The organism is Candidatus Hydrogenedentota bacterium (assembly GCA_018005585.1).
Lineage (GTDB): Bacteria > Hydrogenedentota > Hydrogenedentia > Hydrogenedentales > JAGMZX01 > JAGMZX01.
On record JAGMZX010000136.1, the window covers coordinates 1 to 16,396 of the forward strand.

Genomic DNA, 16,396 nt, shown 5'->3' on the forward strand with positions numbered 1-16,396 from the left:
CAATCAGGTCCTTCTTCGGCCTTCCCGTTCTCATCTCCTATCCTCCATTGTAGTTGTTACATATATAACGCCTACAATGATACATAGGTTGACAACTTATTCAATGAATTTAACGCTCAAGACACTACCAGCCCGTGGCAAAAGTCCTGCGGCGGGAAAGAACTATCTTGACATTTAACTAGCATTGTGATACTATTTGGATATGGTTTGGGAGGTATCACGCATGGCGATGGGACGGATGGACAAGGAACATCAGGAAACGCTTTGGATTGAAACCAGTTCGCTGCCATGCGCGCCGGGTCATCCGTTTTACGAGAAGCTCAACCGGCTGCTGGTCAAGCATGGTTTCGAGGCGATGGTGGAGGCCGAGTGCGCCCAGTATTACGCCGAAGTCCTTGCGCGTCCGAGCATCCCGCCGGTGGCGTATTTCAAGGCGCTGATGATCGGGTACTTCGAGGGCATCGATTCGGAACGGGGCATCGCGTGGCGCGTGGCGGACTCGATGGCGCTGCGGTCCTTCTTAGGCTATGAACTGACGGAACGGACGCCGGATCATTCGAGTCTTTCGCGGACGCGCCGGTTGATGTCGGTGGAGACGCACCGGCGGGTATTTCAATGGGTCTTGGACGTGCTGGCGAAGGAAGGGCTTCTGCGGGGCAAGACCTTGGGAGTGGACGCGACGACGCTGGAAGCCAATGCGGCGTTGCGCAGCATCGTCCGGCGCGATACGGGCGAAAGCTACGAGCAATTCCTGACGGGGCTGGCCCAATCGTCGGGCATCGAGACGCCGACGCGCGAGGACTTGGCGAAGCTGGACAAGAAGCGCCCGAAAAAGGGGTCCAATAAGGACTGGACGAACCCGCACGATCCGGACGCGCGCATCACGAAGATGAAAGATGGCCGTACGCATCTGGCCCACAAGGCGGAGCACGCAGTGGACATGCACACCGGGGCGGTGGTTTCCGTGACACTTCAGCCGGCCGACCTGGGCGACACGCAGACGGTCAGGGCCACGTTGGATGAAGCACGCGCGAACACACAGACGATAGCATCCGATCCCGAAACGCGGCGCCGCTTGGAACCAACGCGCGAAGTGGTTCTGGACAAGGGATATCATAGCAATGAGACGGTGCGCGACCTGCAAGACGATGGATTACGGACCTACGTGAGCGAACCCAAACGGGGCCGCCGCCGGTGGGAAGGCAAGATAGAGGAACGTGAGGCCGTGTATGTCAATCGGCGGCGCGTGCGCGGAACGTATGGCAAGAGACTGCTGCGCAAGCGCGGCGAACTGGTCGAGCGCAGCTTTGCCCACTGCTACGAGACGGGCGCGATGCGCCGGACGCACCTGCGGCACCACCCAAACATCCTCAAGCGTCTGTTGATTCACGTGGGCGCATTCAACCTTAGCAAGATAACAGGAAGCCCCCCGGCTTTGCCGGGGGACCCTCGGAGGTTTGACCGTTTGCGGCGGTAGGAGAAAAATCCTCCTCGGACGGGGACTGGCATTCCCACAACCGAGGAGGACCAACAAAATGCGAGACTACCGAAGTTTATGCCACAGCCGATGGGACTGCAAATACCACGTGGTGTTCATCCCGAAGCGGCGCAAGAAGCGGATCTACGGGCACCTACGCCGGCATGCGAAACGGCTTCCGGCGCCTGAGCGGGTGTACTGTTCGGGGAACTGCTCCGCAAGGAGGGGCATGACCGTGTCTCCTGTGCAATGGCATGGCGCCAGAAGTTGCACTTGATACTGCTTCAGTGCGGCTATGGTGGCGTCCATCCGCTCCGGGGACGCGTTCAGGAGGTGCATGCCGCCGATGACGGCGTGAAATCGGTTTGCGCCGCTGAGCTTGGAGACATAGTCCAGCGTATTGACCACGCCCGCGTGCCCGCAGCCTAGCAGCACAACAATTCCTTTCTCTGTTTCGATCCACGCCGCCTGGTCGTCGTTAATTGCGTCCGGCACGAGACAATCGGCATCGACATAGAATCGTCCGCCGACGTCTTCGAAAGAGGTGCGGCGGGGAATGGGCCCAGTTACGCAGAGGTGGCGCGATACCTGCATGGGCTCGGTCGTGGACAGAATGTTCTCCGTTCTGTCGGCAAGCATGGCGACGATTTCCTCGTGCATGCCAATGGCTTTGTGGGGCGGCATCTGCAAGCAGCCATAGCGTCTCCTGGTCGCGTCCGGGTGCATCAGAATGCGGGGCGAAACGCCCAAAGCGAGCAGGTGTCCCACACCGCCCGTATGATCGAAGTGGCCGTGACTGAGAATCACCGCTTCCACAGACGTGAGATCGATGCCCAGTTGCGCAACATTTTGTGCGAAGGCGGGGCCTTGCCCCGTGTCCATGAGTACATCGGTTTCACCATCATGGATCCAGAACGAGAGACCGTGTTCCGGAAAGAGGTTCTCCCGCACGGTGCTATTGTCTACGACGACGACAAGCTCAATCTGACCGGAAGACTTTGAACTCTTGGACACGGCGCCTGTTCTCCCTTATTCGTGTTCCGATGTGGCCAGCGTTGAACAGCGAACTGTCCTGCGCATGCAACGCGCGGGCATGCATTGAGGCAAGCAGTGTCGCCGCCCGGTTCATGCTACACCTTGGCCTGTGGCGGGAAGGCTTGTCCCGGCCTGCGGCCGGTGGGGGTCACGCCCATGCGCGCCAGGTCGACGTTTCGGGCAATACTTGTTCCCTTGGGCCTGCTTGCCAGGAAGTCTTCATAATTCTTATAGAGCACACGGTCCAGCAGTTCTTTCGATAGTGCGACACCGCGCAGGATCTGGCCCGGAATACACGGGGTCGTGTACATCTCGCAGCTCAACATGTCCAAGTAGGCACGGAACTGATTCTTGACCCATTCCTCCGACTTGCCGTGCGCGTCCGTAAGCACCAGGTCGGTCCCGAACATGAAGCGGTTGGAATAGGATGCGAACAGGTCCTGGAACTTGGCCGGGTTCTTGGAAATCCGGGTGAGCCCATCCCGCATGAATGCGTCTCCAAAACTGATATCCGTGTATAGATTCGGAAACACGTCCAGGAACTCGCGCAACCTCGAATCCTTGATGGACGAGAGCATGAAGTGCGGGCAGTTGACCACCATGTCCGGAAACTGCCTGAGCACGGCAACGAACTCTTCGCAGAAACCGGGTTTCACGGGCGAGGGATTGACATGAATAAGCACCGGAATAGAATGTTCCTCGCAATAGTCAAACACTGGCATCATGCGTGGGTCGTCCATGGCAATCGGGTGGAAGATGTATTCGTTCGTTCTTTTGGTTGTGTAACCATGTCCGGTGAACAGTTTCAGTCCGGTTGCCCCCTGGTCCATCAGCGCTTTGAACTTGTCCAGTTTCTCATCATCCAGCGGGTTGATGACCGGCCAAGCGTCAAAACGTCCCGGGTATGTGCGCACGATCTTGATAAGCTCCGCGTTGTTTTCATCGTATCGCGTAAAGCCCACTTCATCGCGCAGCGTGATCGTGAACCACGAACTGCCCAGCAGCGCCATGCGCTCCATGCCGAGGTGGTCCATCACCGCAACATGAATCTTGGCTTGTTCCAGAGACTGAATATGCTCATGGACGTTGATGACGGCCGATTTCTTCACAGGTTCCGGGCCGACGTGACAGCGCAAGAGGCCCGCCGAACCCGCTACGGCAGTCAGGCAGTGCTTGAGGAATGTTCTGCGATTGACCTTCATTGTCATGTTCCACCCGTCGTGATACACGCTTCTCGGCGTTGCCCTGTAATTAAGAACACGGAAAAAGATCGTACTTGGCCATCGGAACCCGTCTTATGGACTTCGGTTGCCTTCTTGTTTCGAACACGGACAAAACCGGCCGCGGAAAGTGTCTCCTGAAGCAGGCCGCGGTCAAAGCCGAAATGGAAAACATCCTCGTTGTTACCGTGAAAATCGCCGTTTTCCAGGTCCAGGTCCGCAATGCATACATGGCCGCCAGGTCTCAGGATTCGGAAAAACTGTTCCAGGAGCGGCGCAATATCTCGCACATGGTGCAGTGTCATTGTTGATGTTACCAGGTCATAACGGCCCTCTATCGCGTCCACGCAGGCCGCGTCAATGTGGTATGTGGTGATATTGCCAATCTGACAGTCCTTGGCTTTTCTCGCGAGAACGTCCAGCATTGTTCGGGAACTATCGGCGCCCGTGACATGACCCGCTTGGGCCGCCAGTTGAAGCGTCAGGAGTCCCGTGCCGCAGCCAAAATCGAATACCTCCAATGAAGGCGTGAGCGCAACAGTCCCGGCTATGGCAGTGAACAGGTCATTGGCGAGTGTGACGCGGTGTGGCTTCTCGTCCCATGTTGTCGCTTCCAAGTCAAAATCGCGCTTGCGGTTTACCACAATACCTGCGTCTCCCTTGAACATACCTGCAATGAATCAATAAGCAAGGCAAAGGTTGCCGATTGCGAATGGGGATGCATTATCTGAGAAGATTTCAGCGACTCGTACGTGGCCGGGTATGCCTCCCGTACCCACTGTCGAAACGGCATGCCGCTCCCTTCGTAGAGGTCAAGCAGCTGTCCGATTGGCGCATTTTTGAACATCGGTCCGAACTGTTTGCGCGCGGTCGCCGTGTCGGCGCCTTTGAGCAACAAGTAGCAGGCGGACGCTACGCCGGTACGGTGCGTTCCGCCTTCACAATGCGCCAGGAACGGTCTCCTGCCAGACTCGACAACGTCAACGAATCGGGCAAGCGATTCCGGGTCCGGCAGCCTTCCTTTTGACCAGGCGAAGTCCTCGTGCGCTACGCCCATCTCGCGGCAGACGGCCACTTCTTCGTCATACCAAGGGGACCCCGGATTATGGCCACGCAAATTGATGACAGTCTGAATGCCGTGTTCTTGGATAGCTGCTTTCAGAGCCCTGCCGCTCATTTGGCGTGAACCGTAGAAGGCGTTGTCCTCAACCGTTCTGAAGTTGTGTCCGGGAAAGTACATCCAGACGGGAATCGCCACAACCAGTAACGCGATGCCCAAGAGCGCTGCCGCGATTTTGAGCAAGGTCCTCATAAGAAGATCCGCCTGTTGTTTCGCTGTGCGCTGCTCATGCGACCAATAGCTTCGGCCGCGTCAATGGTCGCAGACGTTTGCGCCGGTTTGGAGCGTCCCATCGAGAAAGGCGTTGACGAGGATGTCAACGGGCCCTGTGGGGACCCCCGTAATGACCTGAATGCCGCTCTCCGCGAAGAGCGCCTGCGCGCGCGAGCCCATGCCGCCAGCCAGCACGACATGGACGCCCTGCTCGCGAAGCCAGGGGGGCAACAAGCCTGGCTGGTGTTCGGGCGCCTCGACTTTCTCTACGCGGAGAATGCTCTTGGCCTTCTTGTCCACGTCTACGAGCGCGAACTCCTCGCAGTGGCCAAAGTGTACGGCCAGGTTTCCATCGACGATCGGAATGGCAATACGCATACGTTCTAACTCCTTGTGTGTTTCAGGCTCTTTCAAACCGGTATCCATTGCAAGTATAGGTTGCACCACCCGAAGAAAGGCCTTGGCCGTCTCCGTTTGAGCGTAATGATGCACGTAAGGCGCGCCGGCATCGCAGGCTTCGCCAATGCCCGGGTCCAGCGGGATGCGTCCGAGGAAGGGCACGCCCATTTCCGCGGCCATGCGTTCGCCGCCGCCCGTCTTGAAGATATCCGTGACTTGCCCGCACTTGGGGCAGACGAAACCGCTCATGTTCTCGACCACTCCAAGCACGGGCAGCTTCAAGGCGCGGCAGAAACTGATGGACTTGCGCACGTCGGCCAAGGCCACTTCCTGGGGCGTCGTCACTATGACGGCCCCATCCGCGTCCTCAATCAGTTGGCACACGGAGAGCGGTTCGTCGCCTGTTCCGGGCGGGGAATCAATCACCAGATAATCCAATTCGCCCCAATCGGCATCTTTCAGGAACTGCTTGATGGCGCCCATTTTCATGGGACCGCGCCAGATTACGGCGTCGTCCACATGCTGCAAGAAGAAACCAATGGACAGGACTTTCAGGTCTCCCAACTCGACTGGGAGCAGCGTCTTGTCTTCCGTCATGACATGGGCGCCTTCGAGGCGCAGCATCTTGGGGATGCTGGGGCCGTGAAAGTCGACGTCCAGCAGGCCTACCCGTTTGCCGGCAAGGGAAAGAGAAACGGCGAGGTTGACCGCGACCGTGCTCTTGCCCACACCGCCCTTTCCGGAAAGGACCAGAATCTTATGTTTGACTTGGCACAGCCGTTGAGCAAGTTGCTGGCGTTCGAGGTACTGCTCGTTGCTTTCGTCAAGGCGCTGCTCCTTGGCGGTGCATGCCTTTTGCGAGCAATCGCCGCACGCGTTCGTTTGTTGTTTGTCAACGAAATCCTGCGCGGCGGCGCGCACCGTATTTGCAGCGAGCAGTGCGCAGTGGTGGTGGCTTTCCGGAAACGGGTTCAGTTCTTCGAGGATGTCTTCCTGCTCCAATTCAAGCGCGGTTTGGATCGTGCGGCCGATGATCAATTCGGTAGCCATGCTGCCGCATGCGCGGGACGGACCGCAGCCGGTAGTGGTGAAGGCGGCTTCTCTGACCCAGCCTTTCTCGACGCTAAGCCAGATTTCCATCGTATCTCCGCAAGGCCCCGTGATGCGCGCGTGACCATTAGCGTTGATAAGAGGCCCGGGATTCATGGGATTCTCGAACCGTTCGAGCGCCCGCCGGGAAATCGGTCCAGGAGTCATACTGCATCCTCCAAAGGCGTTGCCACATGCTTGCGTCAGTCAATAGCAAATTTCACCGGAGTCTTCCGTAACGAACGACGGCTCGACGCCGCCATCGGCCGATTCCAGGATTTGTGCGATGTTCTTCCACAGGTTTCGGATGTCGTCCGCGGCACCTTTCTTTGTGAATTCCAGCACGTTTTTCCCGGCTACCTGCGCTGCAGTGACGGCGCGGTCGTACCGGATTCTGCCCACTGGCCTGACGTTCAGCGCCGCGGCTGAATGCTCAATCGTTCCGCACACAGCGGGGTTCAAGTCCCACTTGTTGACGCAAACCAAGGCGGGCACCCCGAAGTGACGGGCAAGCTCGGCCACGCGCTCCAGGTCGTGTTGGCCGCTGAGCGTCGGTTCCGTAATGATGAGCACGAGTGAAGCGCCGGTGAGAGTCGCAATGACCGGGCAACCGATGCCGGGCGGGCCATCGGTCAGGATCATATGGCAATCCCGCTCTTCCGCGATTCGACGTGCCTGCTCGCGCACGACGCTGACCAGTTTTCCGGAATTTTCCGCCGCAATGCCGAGCCGGGCGTGTACCATCGGGCCGTGCCGCGTTTCTGACAGGTACCATTCACCCGCGACGCGCTCCGGGAAATCGATGGCATGGGAAGGACACGCATCCACGCATACGCCGCAACCCTCACAGGCGAGGGGGTCAATGAAATAAAGGGACTTGTTGGTCTCGCCGCAGGCCTCTCTCATGGCGATGATCAGGTCTATGGACTTGACGGGGCAGGAACGCACGCAGAAGGAACAGTCTTTGCAGTTTGCCGCCGCGACCTGGTACACGGGTTCTTCTTCCGCGCCGGACATCTGCAGCACCGCGCCGAACCGGCAGTACGTGAGGCATAGGCCGCAGCCCAAACACGACTCCTGCAGGATGATGGCCTCGTGGCCGGCGCGGAACTCATGCCGCTCCACAATCGCGGGCTCGAGCACCAAGTGAAGATCGGCGGCGTCCACATCGCAGTCCGCCAGTACCTTGTTCTGGGCCAGCGAAGCAAAGGCCGCGACCACGCTGGTCTTGCCTGTGCCGCCCTTGCCGCTGAGAACTACGAGTTCTCTCATGTTCATGTTTCTCCGTTGTCTCCGCATGTTCCGGTGAAAAACGTCCGGCCGCTCAGGTACTGTTCGGCGACGATTCTCTGCGCCGAAAGGCGTTCGAGCGTTTTCAGAGTCTCGCTAAGGCGCAACCCAAGTGCGGCTGCGATCTCCTGCGCGGAGCATGGCCTGCGCCGGACAAGGTCCACAATACATTCCGCATCGGGCGTTATACAGGAATCGGTGTTGGCAAGAGGATAATCAGCTATGACCTCCGATTGAGGCCCGAGTGCGGTGGCCAAGACGTTTAGACGCTCGGGGGAGACTGGGCTTGCATTCCGCTCGGCGGGCGGGCGTACGACCGTATTCACCTGGACACGGTCTGGCTGAATTTGCTGTATCCAATGGCCCATGTCCCTGACGTCGGAATCACGGGAGTTGACGTTCTCGACGAACAGAACTTCCAGCCATAGGGCATTTGAAAAGGACTCCCGGAATGTGACGAGCCCCGTGACCATCTTTTCGAACGAAATGCCGGCCGCTGGGCGATTGACCTGATTGAAAACTCCGGCGTCTCCAGCGTCCAAAGAGGGTAGTACGACATCGGCAATGGATAGTGCGTCGCGGACGGCCCCGTCCCACAGTAGTGAACCGTTCGTCAATACGGCCAAGGGAACCGTGGTCAGGGATTTGATGCCAGACAAGATTCCGCCCAGATGTGCGTGCAGGGTTGGCTCGCCACTGCCGGACAAGGTGATGAAATCGGGATTCGGATGCGTATCCAGGTAATGTCTAATTTCGGCCAGCACGGTGTCGCACGGGACAAAGTCCTCTCGTTGCGCCGTCAGCACGGTTGTTCGGCCCAACTCGCAGTAGATGCAGTCATAACTGCACGTCTTGAAAGGCACAATATCCACCCCCAGGGACCTTCCCAGGCGGCGCGACAGTACCGGACCGAAGAGGTGCTGGTATTTGCCGGTTGACATCAGGACGTTCCTTCCGGTGATGCGGCGTTTTGCGCGATACGCCGGATGTTCCGTTCGAGTTCGACGAAACGCGGCAATGTCTCCGGCACGGCATCCACGGCAAGTTCGCCGCGCGAATACGCCTCCGCGATACGCCGGTCATCCGGAATCTCCATGAGAATCGGAATTTGCTCGCGGCGGCAGTATGCGGAAACCCGGTCGTCGCCGATGTCGCTCCGATTGATAACCACGCCGAATGGAATTCCAATCTGGCGGACGGTCTCGACTGCGAGGGTCAGGTCATGAAGTCCAAAGGGTGTGGGTTCCGTAACCAGCACGACGAAGTCGGCGCCCTTCACTGCCGCAATCACCGGGCACGATGTGCCCGGCGGCGCGTCGAGGATAATGAGACCGTTCTTTGGCGCGTCCTGTTTGACCGCGCGAATGAGCGGCGGCGACATGGCCGCGCCGACTCTCAAGCGCCCCTGCACGAAACCAATCCCATTCGCGTGACCTATCTCGACAACGCCGATCGCGCGTTCCGCCTCCGAAATCGCGTGCTCGGGGCACGCCAGCGCGCAACCGCCGCAGCCGTGACACAGCTCCGCGAACACCAGTACTTTGCCTTTGATGCACGCCAGAGCGTTGTAGCGGCATGTCTGTGCGCAGCGCCCGCATCCGGTGCAGCGTTCTTTGACAACGGACGGCGTGGGAATGCCGATACTTCTGACACGGTCGATCTCGGGCTTCAGGAAGATGTGTCCGTTGGGTTCTTCCACGTCGCAGTCCGCATAGACGGACTTGTCTGGAAACGCGGCGGCCAGATTCACTGCGATTGTGGTCTTTCCCGTGCCTCCCTTGCCGGAGGCAATGGCGACGATCAGGGGCTTACTCACGCTGACTCCTTTCAAAGCACAAGACACCCTTATGTCCGGCGCAGCGCCGCGCGAGGCGAAACAACCGGCCTGACACCACTGCGGAAATGATGGCTTGTTCCGTCATGTGATGGTCGCTCACGGCCAGGATGCCCTCGGGTTTCGTGACCTTATGGAAAGTGTTGAAGACACTCGGCGGATTGGTCAAATCGTGCAGCACGTCATACAGGATGGTTACATCGACTTCCCCATTTGGAATATTGTACATGTCGCAAGGCGGAAGCGGGATAACACTATCAAGTTTCCGTTTCAAGGCTTTTAGCATCACGACACGTTGGGCGATGGGATTGATGTCCACGGCGTAGACCTTGCCGTTCGGGCCGACAATCCGCGCGGCGGCGAACGTGAAGCTTCCTGGGCCGCAGCCGTAGTCCAGGACGGTTTGTCCCGGTTTGACCCATACCGCCTGGAGCATTTTCGCTGGCGGTCGGAACAGGTCGCGCAACCGGAACTCCAAGGACATCAAGAAGAAGGAGACGGGGCCTTGCAGCCGGTATTCTTCGTCGCGGTCGCTCAACTTACAGACTCTCTTATCAGAGATTTGCCCTCGAACGTCTCGGGAACTTCCAGCCCCAGGCGCGCAAGTACCGTAACACCCAAATCAATGATTGCAGCGTTGGGCTGAAGGGTACAGCTTGAGAACAATATGCCGTGGCTTGATGCAACGTCCGAGGCTGCATGGTCGCCGCTCCACTTGTCGTCGTTTGTCGAGAAGATTTCGGCGGGCGCTGCGCCCGCTGCGGAAATCTTTTCTGTCTGGTATCCGTCGATATAGCCCAATTGGATATCAGGCGCATCGGTCTCCGAGCTTCCATGATAGATTTCGTCGCGAGTATAAACGGCCCCGAATACGGGCCTCCCCGTCTGCGGGTCGGTGACGCCTGAGAGTGTGCCCTTAATCTCCGTGCGTAGGGCGGTGGCTTCGCCTGCCGCAACCGTGCCCTTGCCTTCGCGCCCGTTCAGGTTCAGGAAGATGCTTCCCAAGCCCAACCCGTAGGCGCGCGTGTTGGACCAATCGTAACCTTGGAGATATTTTTCATCGGTAGAGGCCGTAGAGGCGTCTTGCTGGCTCTTCACAGATAGATAGCCGTTTCGCACCAACCATGTATTGACGCTGAAGGCCCTGCGAAAACTGTGGAACCCGTGGTCCGACATGACAATCAGCAAGTCGTCTTTGTTAAGAGCGGCAGCAACTTTGCCTACGGTCTGGTCCATCCTGACATAGGTGTCATCTATGGCCTGGCTGAATCGCTTGGCGCCCGCTTCGTCGTACATGGGGTACTCGGGGTCCCGGAAGCGCCAGAACATGTGCGCGATACGGTCCGTGCTGGTCCAGCCCGCGATGAGCAGGTCGAGTTTACCCGCCGAAATCTCATCCAGCGTCAGGGCTTCCTGCCAGGCCATGCGTTTCCATGCCTCGTCGAGAAAATCTTCTTCGCCCAACACCGCGCGCTCGAGTCCCTTGGTGTCATCCGACCAGCCGACGGTGGTGAACAGGCCGTGACGGTCCGCTACTTGTCCGGCGTAGTCCGTCGGCGCGCTCAGCGGGAGAAAAGGCTCCTTCGGGTGTATCTGGAGGCATGTCATGTAGATTTCAATGGTAGGGGCCATCTGGCGCACGTGGATGCGGCTGATGGCGCGCACCGCGAACTGAGGAGTGACATCAAACGTCCATTCGATCCAGTCGGACCAGGCATGCTCTGAAAGCGTGAAGTTCTGTCCTTGTACCTCAAACGCGATGCGTCTGCCTTCGCGATCAACTGTTATCTTCAAAGGCGCGTGCACGAACCGGCTTTCCGAAGGGTGCCGCAACCCTGGAATTTGGACGACCGCCGCGTTTCCCTCGAACGTCAGCGGCAGGCGAACGCCGCCGCCGACAGATTCCTCTTTACTGAGGCTTTCGGAAAGCGAGAAGAACGTGCTTTGCGTGCCTCGGATGTCCGGGACGTCGAGTCCGCACAACATAGAGCCGTGCCTCAGAGGTTCCGGCGGGTATGCGTAGGGTACCTTCAGGAGTCTACAGCGGACACCGCTCCGATCCGCGACCGACCAGAAAGTCTCGCCTTTTCGGAGACTCATATAGGAAGCCGGTTTGAGCAGCCGGCCGTCGGCCGCGAGTTGCGGGCCTTTCATCATCCCAAAACCCAGACCTGGCATGTAAGTTCCCGGATTGCGCCGGAGGAAGTCGTATATCCCATGGTTTCCCGGGCGCGTACACGTGGCGAAAGACGACCACGCCGTCGGTGATTGCGGCGGGTTGCTGGACAAGAGCCGCTGGTACCCCCCCCTGGCCCGAAGCGCAGCCAGGTTCGGGAGTCTATTTGCCTCCAGCATTTCATCAATGATGAGGGGTTCAACACCGTCAAAGCCCAGAATCACGACACGACCCCGTGGTTGTGACCCACCAGAGCCTGAACCTCTGGCAATAGCTCCTTTCCACTGCGTTACGTCGCCTGACAGCACGCCGTCATGCAGCGCCAGCGGTGTCAGAGCCGCGGACGACCACCCCAGAAACGCACGTCGCGTTATTTTGCGGTCACGCGAGTTCATGGCTTATGCCCAGTGGCTTTCTACATCTGCGTCATCCGAAGGAACCAATATGCCCGCCCGGAATGCGTCGATAGCATCCTTCACCGTGCCTTCCGCGCCGGTGACCACCTTGATCCCCGCCGCGGACAACGTACGAAACGCCTTTGGGCCGCAATGGCCGGTGACCACGACTTCCGCGCCCAGCCGTGAAACGGTTTCTGCGGCCTGAATGCCCGCGCCCTGCGCGGCGTTCAGGTTCTGGGCGTTTGAGTGGGCCTCAAAGCTCCCGTTCTCAGAATCGACGGCTACGAAATACGCGGCGCGACCGAAACGGGGATCAACCGGTGAATCGAGCGTCTCGCCCGATGAACTGATGGCGATAATCATTGTTTTCTACATCCTGTCAGTCGCTACTTATTGCGATGAGCTCTTGTCGCCGGCGGAGAGGGCATCCAGCTCTCGCCGTATCGCGTCGAGTTCCCGCTGCAGCATGTCAGCTTGGTTTTGCAGCAGGCTCCGTTGCGCGTCGGCAGGCAGGTTGCCCGCATTTCCGGCCGCGCCCCAGCCGAAGCGCATCCAGCCGGGGAGTCCCGTTGCGCGAAACCAATGCCGCCAGCCTCGCCCGCCGCCCCCCCGACCGAAGAAACCGCGGCCACGCCCTGCATTCGAGTACCCTGACGCACTATTGCCCGCACAGAAGCCCATTCCACGGCCCGTCTTTGGTCCCATTCCCATCGGTCCTGTTCTATCTCCACCTGGCATGACTCGAACTCCTTTCATCGTCGTTCCCAGCCATTGCGAGCCAATGGCCTGTCGTCTTTCTCGCAGCACCTGCTGCAAAGTTTCTTGCGTTACGTTTGATTTCTCCCTCGACCACGTTCTTGGCCCCGGCCACTGCCACCACAGTTCCGGCCGCGTCCCTGGCCCCGGCCCTGAGTCATGCGCCGGCCCATACCCGCTCGCCGTCGACAGCCGCAGCCCGGCATCGAGAATGCCGGGTCGGGTATCCGTCGCGCCGTGACCGCCTGCAATACTTCCTCGATATCCCCGGAGACGAAGGGGATAATCCGGATGCCGGTCGAGGAAATGCATTCAGCGAGAGGTTGGGAGACGGCGCCGCACACCAGGAGTTCTATGCCCAAGGCGCGTAATTGCGCGGCCATTTCCTGCGGAACGTCGCTGGTGAACGCATCGCGATGAAAAACGGTCGGGGTTCCACCGTCGACTTCGGCGATCAGCAGCGCGCGCGCCGTATCGAGCACGGGTGAAACCCGGCCTTGCCACTCCGTTAAAGCGACTTTCATGAGTCCTATCCTGACACATTCATTCTTCGCTACGAGAGGAGCAGAACCCGTGCCAACCAAAGCCGCTTTGCGGTGGAATGTGTAACCAATTGAAATTAAAGAAGATGCAAACTGGTACTGGGATAGCGGCATCGAGAGAGAATTGGCTATAAGTCGCTATTATGCGACTATAGTCAAGAATAAATGGCGCGACTCTGCGACTTTAATTGGGGACTTGGCTCAGATGCAATAAGACCGGATTCTACGGTGGTCGATCAAAAAGCGGGGTTACCCGATGAGCATCGGGCAACCCCGTCGTGGCCGAGATAGGTGCTTTCTGTCCTGTTCTCACTTGGGAACTTCGCTCAGGGGAATACCCAGCGCATTGGCTACGCCTTTGCCGTACGCGGGATCGGCCTTGAGGCAGTTGCCGATGTGGCGGATTTTGATCTCCTTGGGCGCATCGCCCATGGCGCGCGCTGTATTCTCGAACAGTAGCTTCTGTTGCGCCGGGCTCATCAGCCGGAACAACTTGCCCGGCTGGGAGTAGTAATCGTCGTCCTCACGGTGGTTCCAGTGGTCCGCGGCTCCCTCCAGGCTGAGCGGCGGCTCGGCGAAGTCAGGCTGTTGCTGCCATTCGCCGAAATTGTTCGGCTCATAGCCCAGCGTGCTTCCGTGGTTGCCGTCCACGCGCATCGCGCCGTCGCGGTGGTAGCTGTGGAACGGGCAACGGGCGCGATTCACCGGGATCAGGTGGTGGTTGACGCCGAGCCGGTACCGCTGCGCATCGCCATAGGAAAACAGGCGGCCCTGGAGCATCTTGTCCGGCGAGAAGCCGATTCCGGGCACGATATTGGCCGGATTGAAGGCCGCTTGCTCGACTTCGGCAAAGTAATTCTCGGGATTGCGGTTCAATTCGAGCACCCCCACTTCGATGAGCAAGTAGTCTTTGTGGAACCACACCTTGGTCAGGTCGAAGGGGTTGTACGGGCACTTCGCGGCATCTTTCTCCGGCATGACTTGGATGTACATGGTCCAGCGTGGAAAATCACCCTTCTCGATGCTTTCGTAGAGGTCGCGCTGATGGCTCTCACGGCATTTGCCGATGACCGCCTCGGCCTCTTCATCCGTGAGGTTCTTAATGCCCTGCTGGGTGCGCAGATGGAACTTTACCCAATACCGTTCGTTCTTGGGACTGATCAGGCTGAAGGCGTGGCTGCCAAAGCCGTGCATGTGCCGGTAGGTGGCCGGAATGCCGCGGTCGCTCATCACGACCGTCACTTGGTGCAGCGCCTCGGGAAGCGAGGTCCAGAAGTCCCAATTGTTGAGCGCGCTGCGCAGGTTCGTGCGGGGATCCCGCTTCACCGCGTGATTCAGGTCCGGGAACTTCAGCGGGTCGCGCAGAAAGAACACGGGCGTGTTGTTGCCCACCAGGTCCCAGTTGCCTTCCTCCGTATAGAACTTGATCGCGAAGCCGCGGATGTCCCGTTCGGCGTCCGCCGCGCCTCGCTCGCCCGCCACGGTCGAGAAGCGCACGAACAGATCGGTCTTCTTGCCCACTTCGGAGAATATCTTCGCCTTCGTGTAGCGCGTGATGTCGTGGGTGACCGTGAAGTTGCCGTAGGCACCGGAACCCTTCGCGTGCATCCTCCGCTCCGGGATGACCTCGCGGTCGAAATGCGCCAGCTTCTCCAGGAACCAGACGTCCTGCAGCAACTGTGGCCCGCGCGGACCCGCCGTCAGGACGTTCTGGTTGTCGGGGACGGGCGCCCCGGCGTTGGTGGTGAGTTTCTTGGAATCGCTCATTGCAGGTCTCCTCTCGGTGTCAACTACTCGTTGGTGACTCGGTTATCCAGACAAATGCCCCGCGCCCCCGAGGGCGCGCCGTGGCCCCGCAAACGCGCCAGATAGGAATAGTTCTTATTTGCAAGTGTATCCGATTTGCCGTCTCGGGTCAAACAAGCGAATTTACCCGCGCAAGTACTTCCGCCTCCCTCGATCGCGAGGCCAGTCACGGTAATGCGATTAAGCCTTGCGTTTTCGCCCGGCTCTTCCATCCTTATCCGGCAATTCAATGCCCAGCGCCTGCACCTTCCGAAAGAACGTGCTCCTGTGCATTCCCAAGACCTTGGCCGCTTCGTTTCGGTTTCCGCCGCATTGCTCCAGCGCATGGAGAATTGCCTGTGTTTCCGCCGCCTGCACAGTTGCGCCCAAGCCTGATTTCGAGGGTAACGGCACTGGCGATCGTCTTGCGGCGAAGGCCTCAGGCAGGCAACGGGTGCTAATGACCGTGTCCGGGCATATGACGAACGCGTGTTCAATAATATTCTCGAGTTCGCGCACATTTCCGGGGAAGTCATAGGCCATTAGAAGCGAAAGCACATTGTGAGAGACCCCCGTAATCGACCGCGACTGTAAACGGTTGAACCGCCGTATGAAGTGCTCGATCAGGAGCGGGATATCCTCTTTCCGGCCGCGTAACGGGGGCAGGTCCATGCGGACGACGTTGATGCGGTAGTAGAGGTCTTGGCGGAAGGCGCCTGCCTTGACCTGCTCCGCCAAGTCCTTGTTCGACGCCGCAATGACGCGGACGTTGGTCTTGACGGACTCTGTGGCGCCCAGCGGCTCGTAGACCCGTTCCTGAAGCACGCGCAACAGCCGTACCTGCAACGCCGGACTCACGTCCCCGATTTCATCGAGGAACAACGTCCCTTTTTCCGCCAGTGCAAAACGACCGGGCTTGTCACGGTCCGCGCCGGTATGCGCTGTGGTACAAGCGTCTGGAAAAGGGGGTCGTGAAGTTTCCCGGGGGTTCCGGCGCGAGCCTCGAGGTAAGCGCGGCGGAGTTGGCGTGCATCCTGGAGGGGCTGGAGCTGGCGCAGGCGC

General features: G+C 59.1%; 15 protein-coding genes and 2 pseudogenes. 2 read left to right on the plus strand and 15 right to left on the minus strand.

Going from position 1 to position 16,396, the window contains the following annotated elements; genetic code table 11:
- Positions 1-223: 223 nt before the first annotated feature.
- A pseudogene (locus KA184_18700) lies at positions 224-1,342 on the plus strand (transposase).
- A gap of 193 nt (positions 1,343-1,535) precedes the next feature.
- A pseudogene (locus tag KA184_18705) lies at positions 1,536-1,643 on the plus strand (IS200/IS605 family transposase).
- Here KA184_18705 and KA184_18710 read toward each other — a convergent pair.
- The 15 genes from KA184_18710 to KA184_18780 form a co-directional block, all read right to left on the minus strand.
- On the minus strand, positions 1,622-2,491 hold the full coding sequence (locus KA184_18710; protein MBP8131616.1) for an MBL fold metallo-hydrolase: 870 nt from the start codon (positions 2,489-2,491) through the stop codon (positions 1,622-1,624). The pseudogene KA184_18705 and the gene KA184_18710 sit on opposite strands and share 22 nt — an antisense overlap.
- A 116-nt stretch (positions 2,492-2,607) precedes the next feature.
- Positions 2,608-3,714 carry an amidohydrolase family protein gene (locus KA184_18715; GenBank protein MBP8131617.1) on the minus strand — a complete coding sequence of 369 codons (1,107 nt, stop codon included), beginning with the start codon at positions 3,712-3,714 and terminating at the stop codon, positions 2,608-2,610.
- Positions 3,715-3,716: 2 nt separating this feature from the next.
- Positions 3,717-4,376 carry a class I SAM-dependent methyltransferase gene (locus KA184_18720; GenBank protein MBP8131618.1) on the minus strand — a complete coding sequence of 220 codons (660 nt, stop codon included), beginning with the start codon at positions 4,374-4,376 and terminating at the stop codon, positions 3,717-3,719.
- Positions 4,370-5,044: a tyrosine-protein phosphatase gene (locus KA184_18725; GenBank protein MBP8131619.1), complete on the minus strand. Its 675-nt coding sequence runs from the start codon at positions 5,042-5,044 to the stop codon at positions 4,370-4,372. Before KA184_18725 ends, KA184_18720 begins: the two co-directional genes overlap by 7 nt.
- A gap of 60 nt (positions 5,045-5,104) precedes the next feature.
- Entirely contained in the window at positions 5,105-6,514 is a 1,410-nt protein-coding gene (locus tag KA184_18730; GenBank protein ID MBP8131620.1) for a P-loop NTPase, read from the minus strand.
- A 246-nt stretch (positions 6,515-6,760) separates the two neighbouring features.
- The gene (locus KA184_18735) at positions 6,761-7,825 is read right to left on the minus strand and encodes a 4Fe-4S binding protein (GenBank protein ID MBP8131621.1); all 1,065 of its coding nucleotides are present in this window, start codon (positions 7,823-7,825) and stop codon (positions 6,761-6,763) included.
- Positions 7,826-7,827: 2 nt separating this feature from the next.
- Positions 7,828-8,784, minus strand: a complete 957-nt coding sequence (locus tag KA184_18740) for a radical SAM protein (protein ID MBP8131622.1) — start codon at positions 8,782-8,784, stop codon at positions 7,828-7,830.
- The gene (locus KA184_18745; GenBank protein MBP8131623.1) at positions 8,784-9,647 is read right to left on the minus strand and encodes an ATP-binding protein; all 864 of its coding nucleotides are present in this window, start codon (positions 9,645-9,647) and stop codon (positions 8,784-8,786) included. Before KA184_18745 ends, KA184_18740 begins: the two co-directional genes overlap by 1 nt.
- A gap of 4 nt (positions 9,648-9,651) precedes the next feature.
- A complete protein-coding gene (locus tag KA184_18750; protein ID MBP8131624.1) occupies positions 9,652-10,215 on the minus strand; it encodes a methyltransferase domain-containing protein in 564 nt (187 codons plus the stop codon).
- On the minus strand, positions 10,212-12,077 hold the full coding sequence (locus KA184_18755) for an alkaline phosphatase family protein (GenBank protein MBP8131625.1): 1,866 nt from the start codon (positions 12,075-12,077) through the stop codon (positions 10,212-10,214). The genes KA184_18750 and KA184_18755 overlap by 4 nt, the downstream gene beginning before the upstream one ends.
- A gap of 174 nt (positions 12,078-12,251) precedes the next feature.
- Entirely contained in the window at positions 12,252-12,614 is a 363-nt protein-coding gene (locus KA184_18760; protein ID MBP8131626.1) for a NifB/NifX family molybdenum-iron cluster-binding protein, read from the minus strand.
- Between the two features lie 27 nt (positions 12,615-12,641).
- Positions 12,642-12,989 carry a DUF5320 domain-containing protein gene (locus tag KA184_18765; GenBank protein ID MBP8131627.1) on the minus strand — a complete coding sequence of 116 codons (348 nt, stop codon included), beginning with the start codon at positions 12,987-12,989 and terminating at the stop codon, positions 12,642-12,644.
- Positions 12,990-13,078: 89 nt separating this feature from the next.
- Entirely contained in the window at positions 13,079-13,531 is a 453-nt protein-coding gene (locus tag KA184_18770; protein MBP8131628.1) for a NifB/NifX family molybdenum-iron cluster-binding protein, read from the minus strand.
- Between the two features lie 327 nt (positions 13,532-13,858).
- The gene (locus tag KA184_18775) at positions 13,859-15,316 is read right to left on the minus strand and encodes a catalase (protein MBP8131629.1); all 1,458 of its coding nucleotides are present in this window, start codon (positions 15,314-15,316) and stop codon (positions 13,859-13,861) included.
- A gap of 219 nt (positions 15,317-15,535) precedes the next feature.
- The coding region (locus tag KA184_18780) for a sigma-54-dependent Fis family transcriptional regulator (GenBank protein ID MBP8131630.1) at positions 15,536-16,396 on the minus strand (861 nt) is incomplete at its 5' end.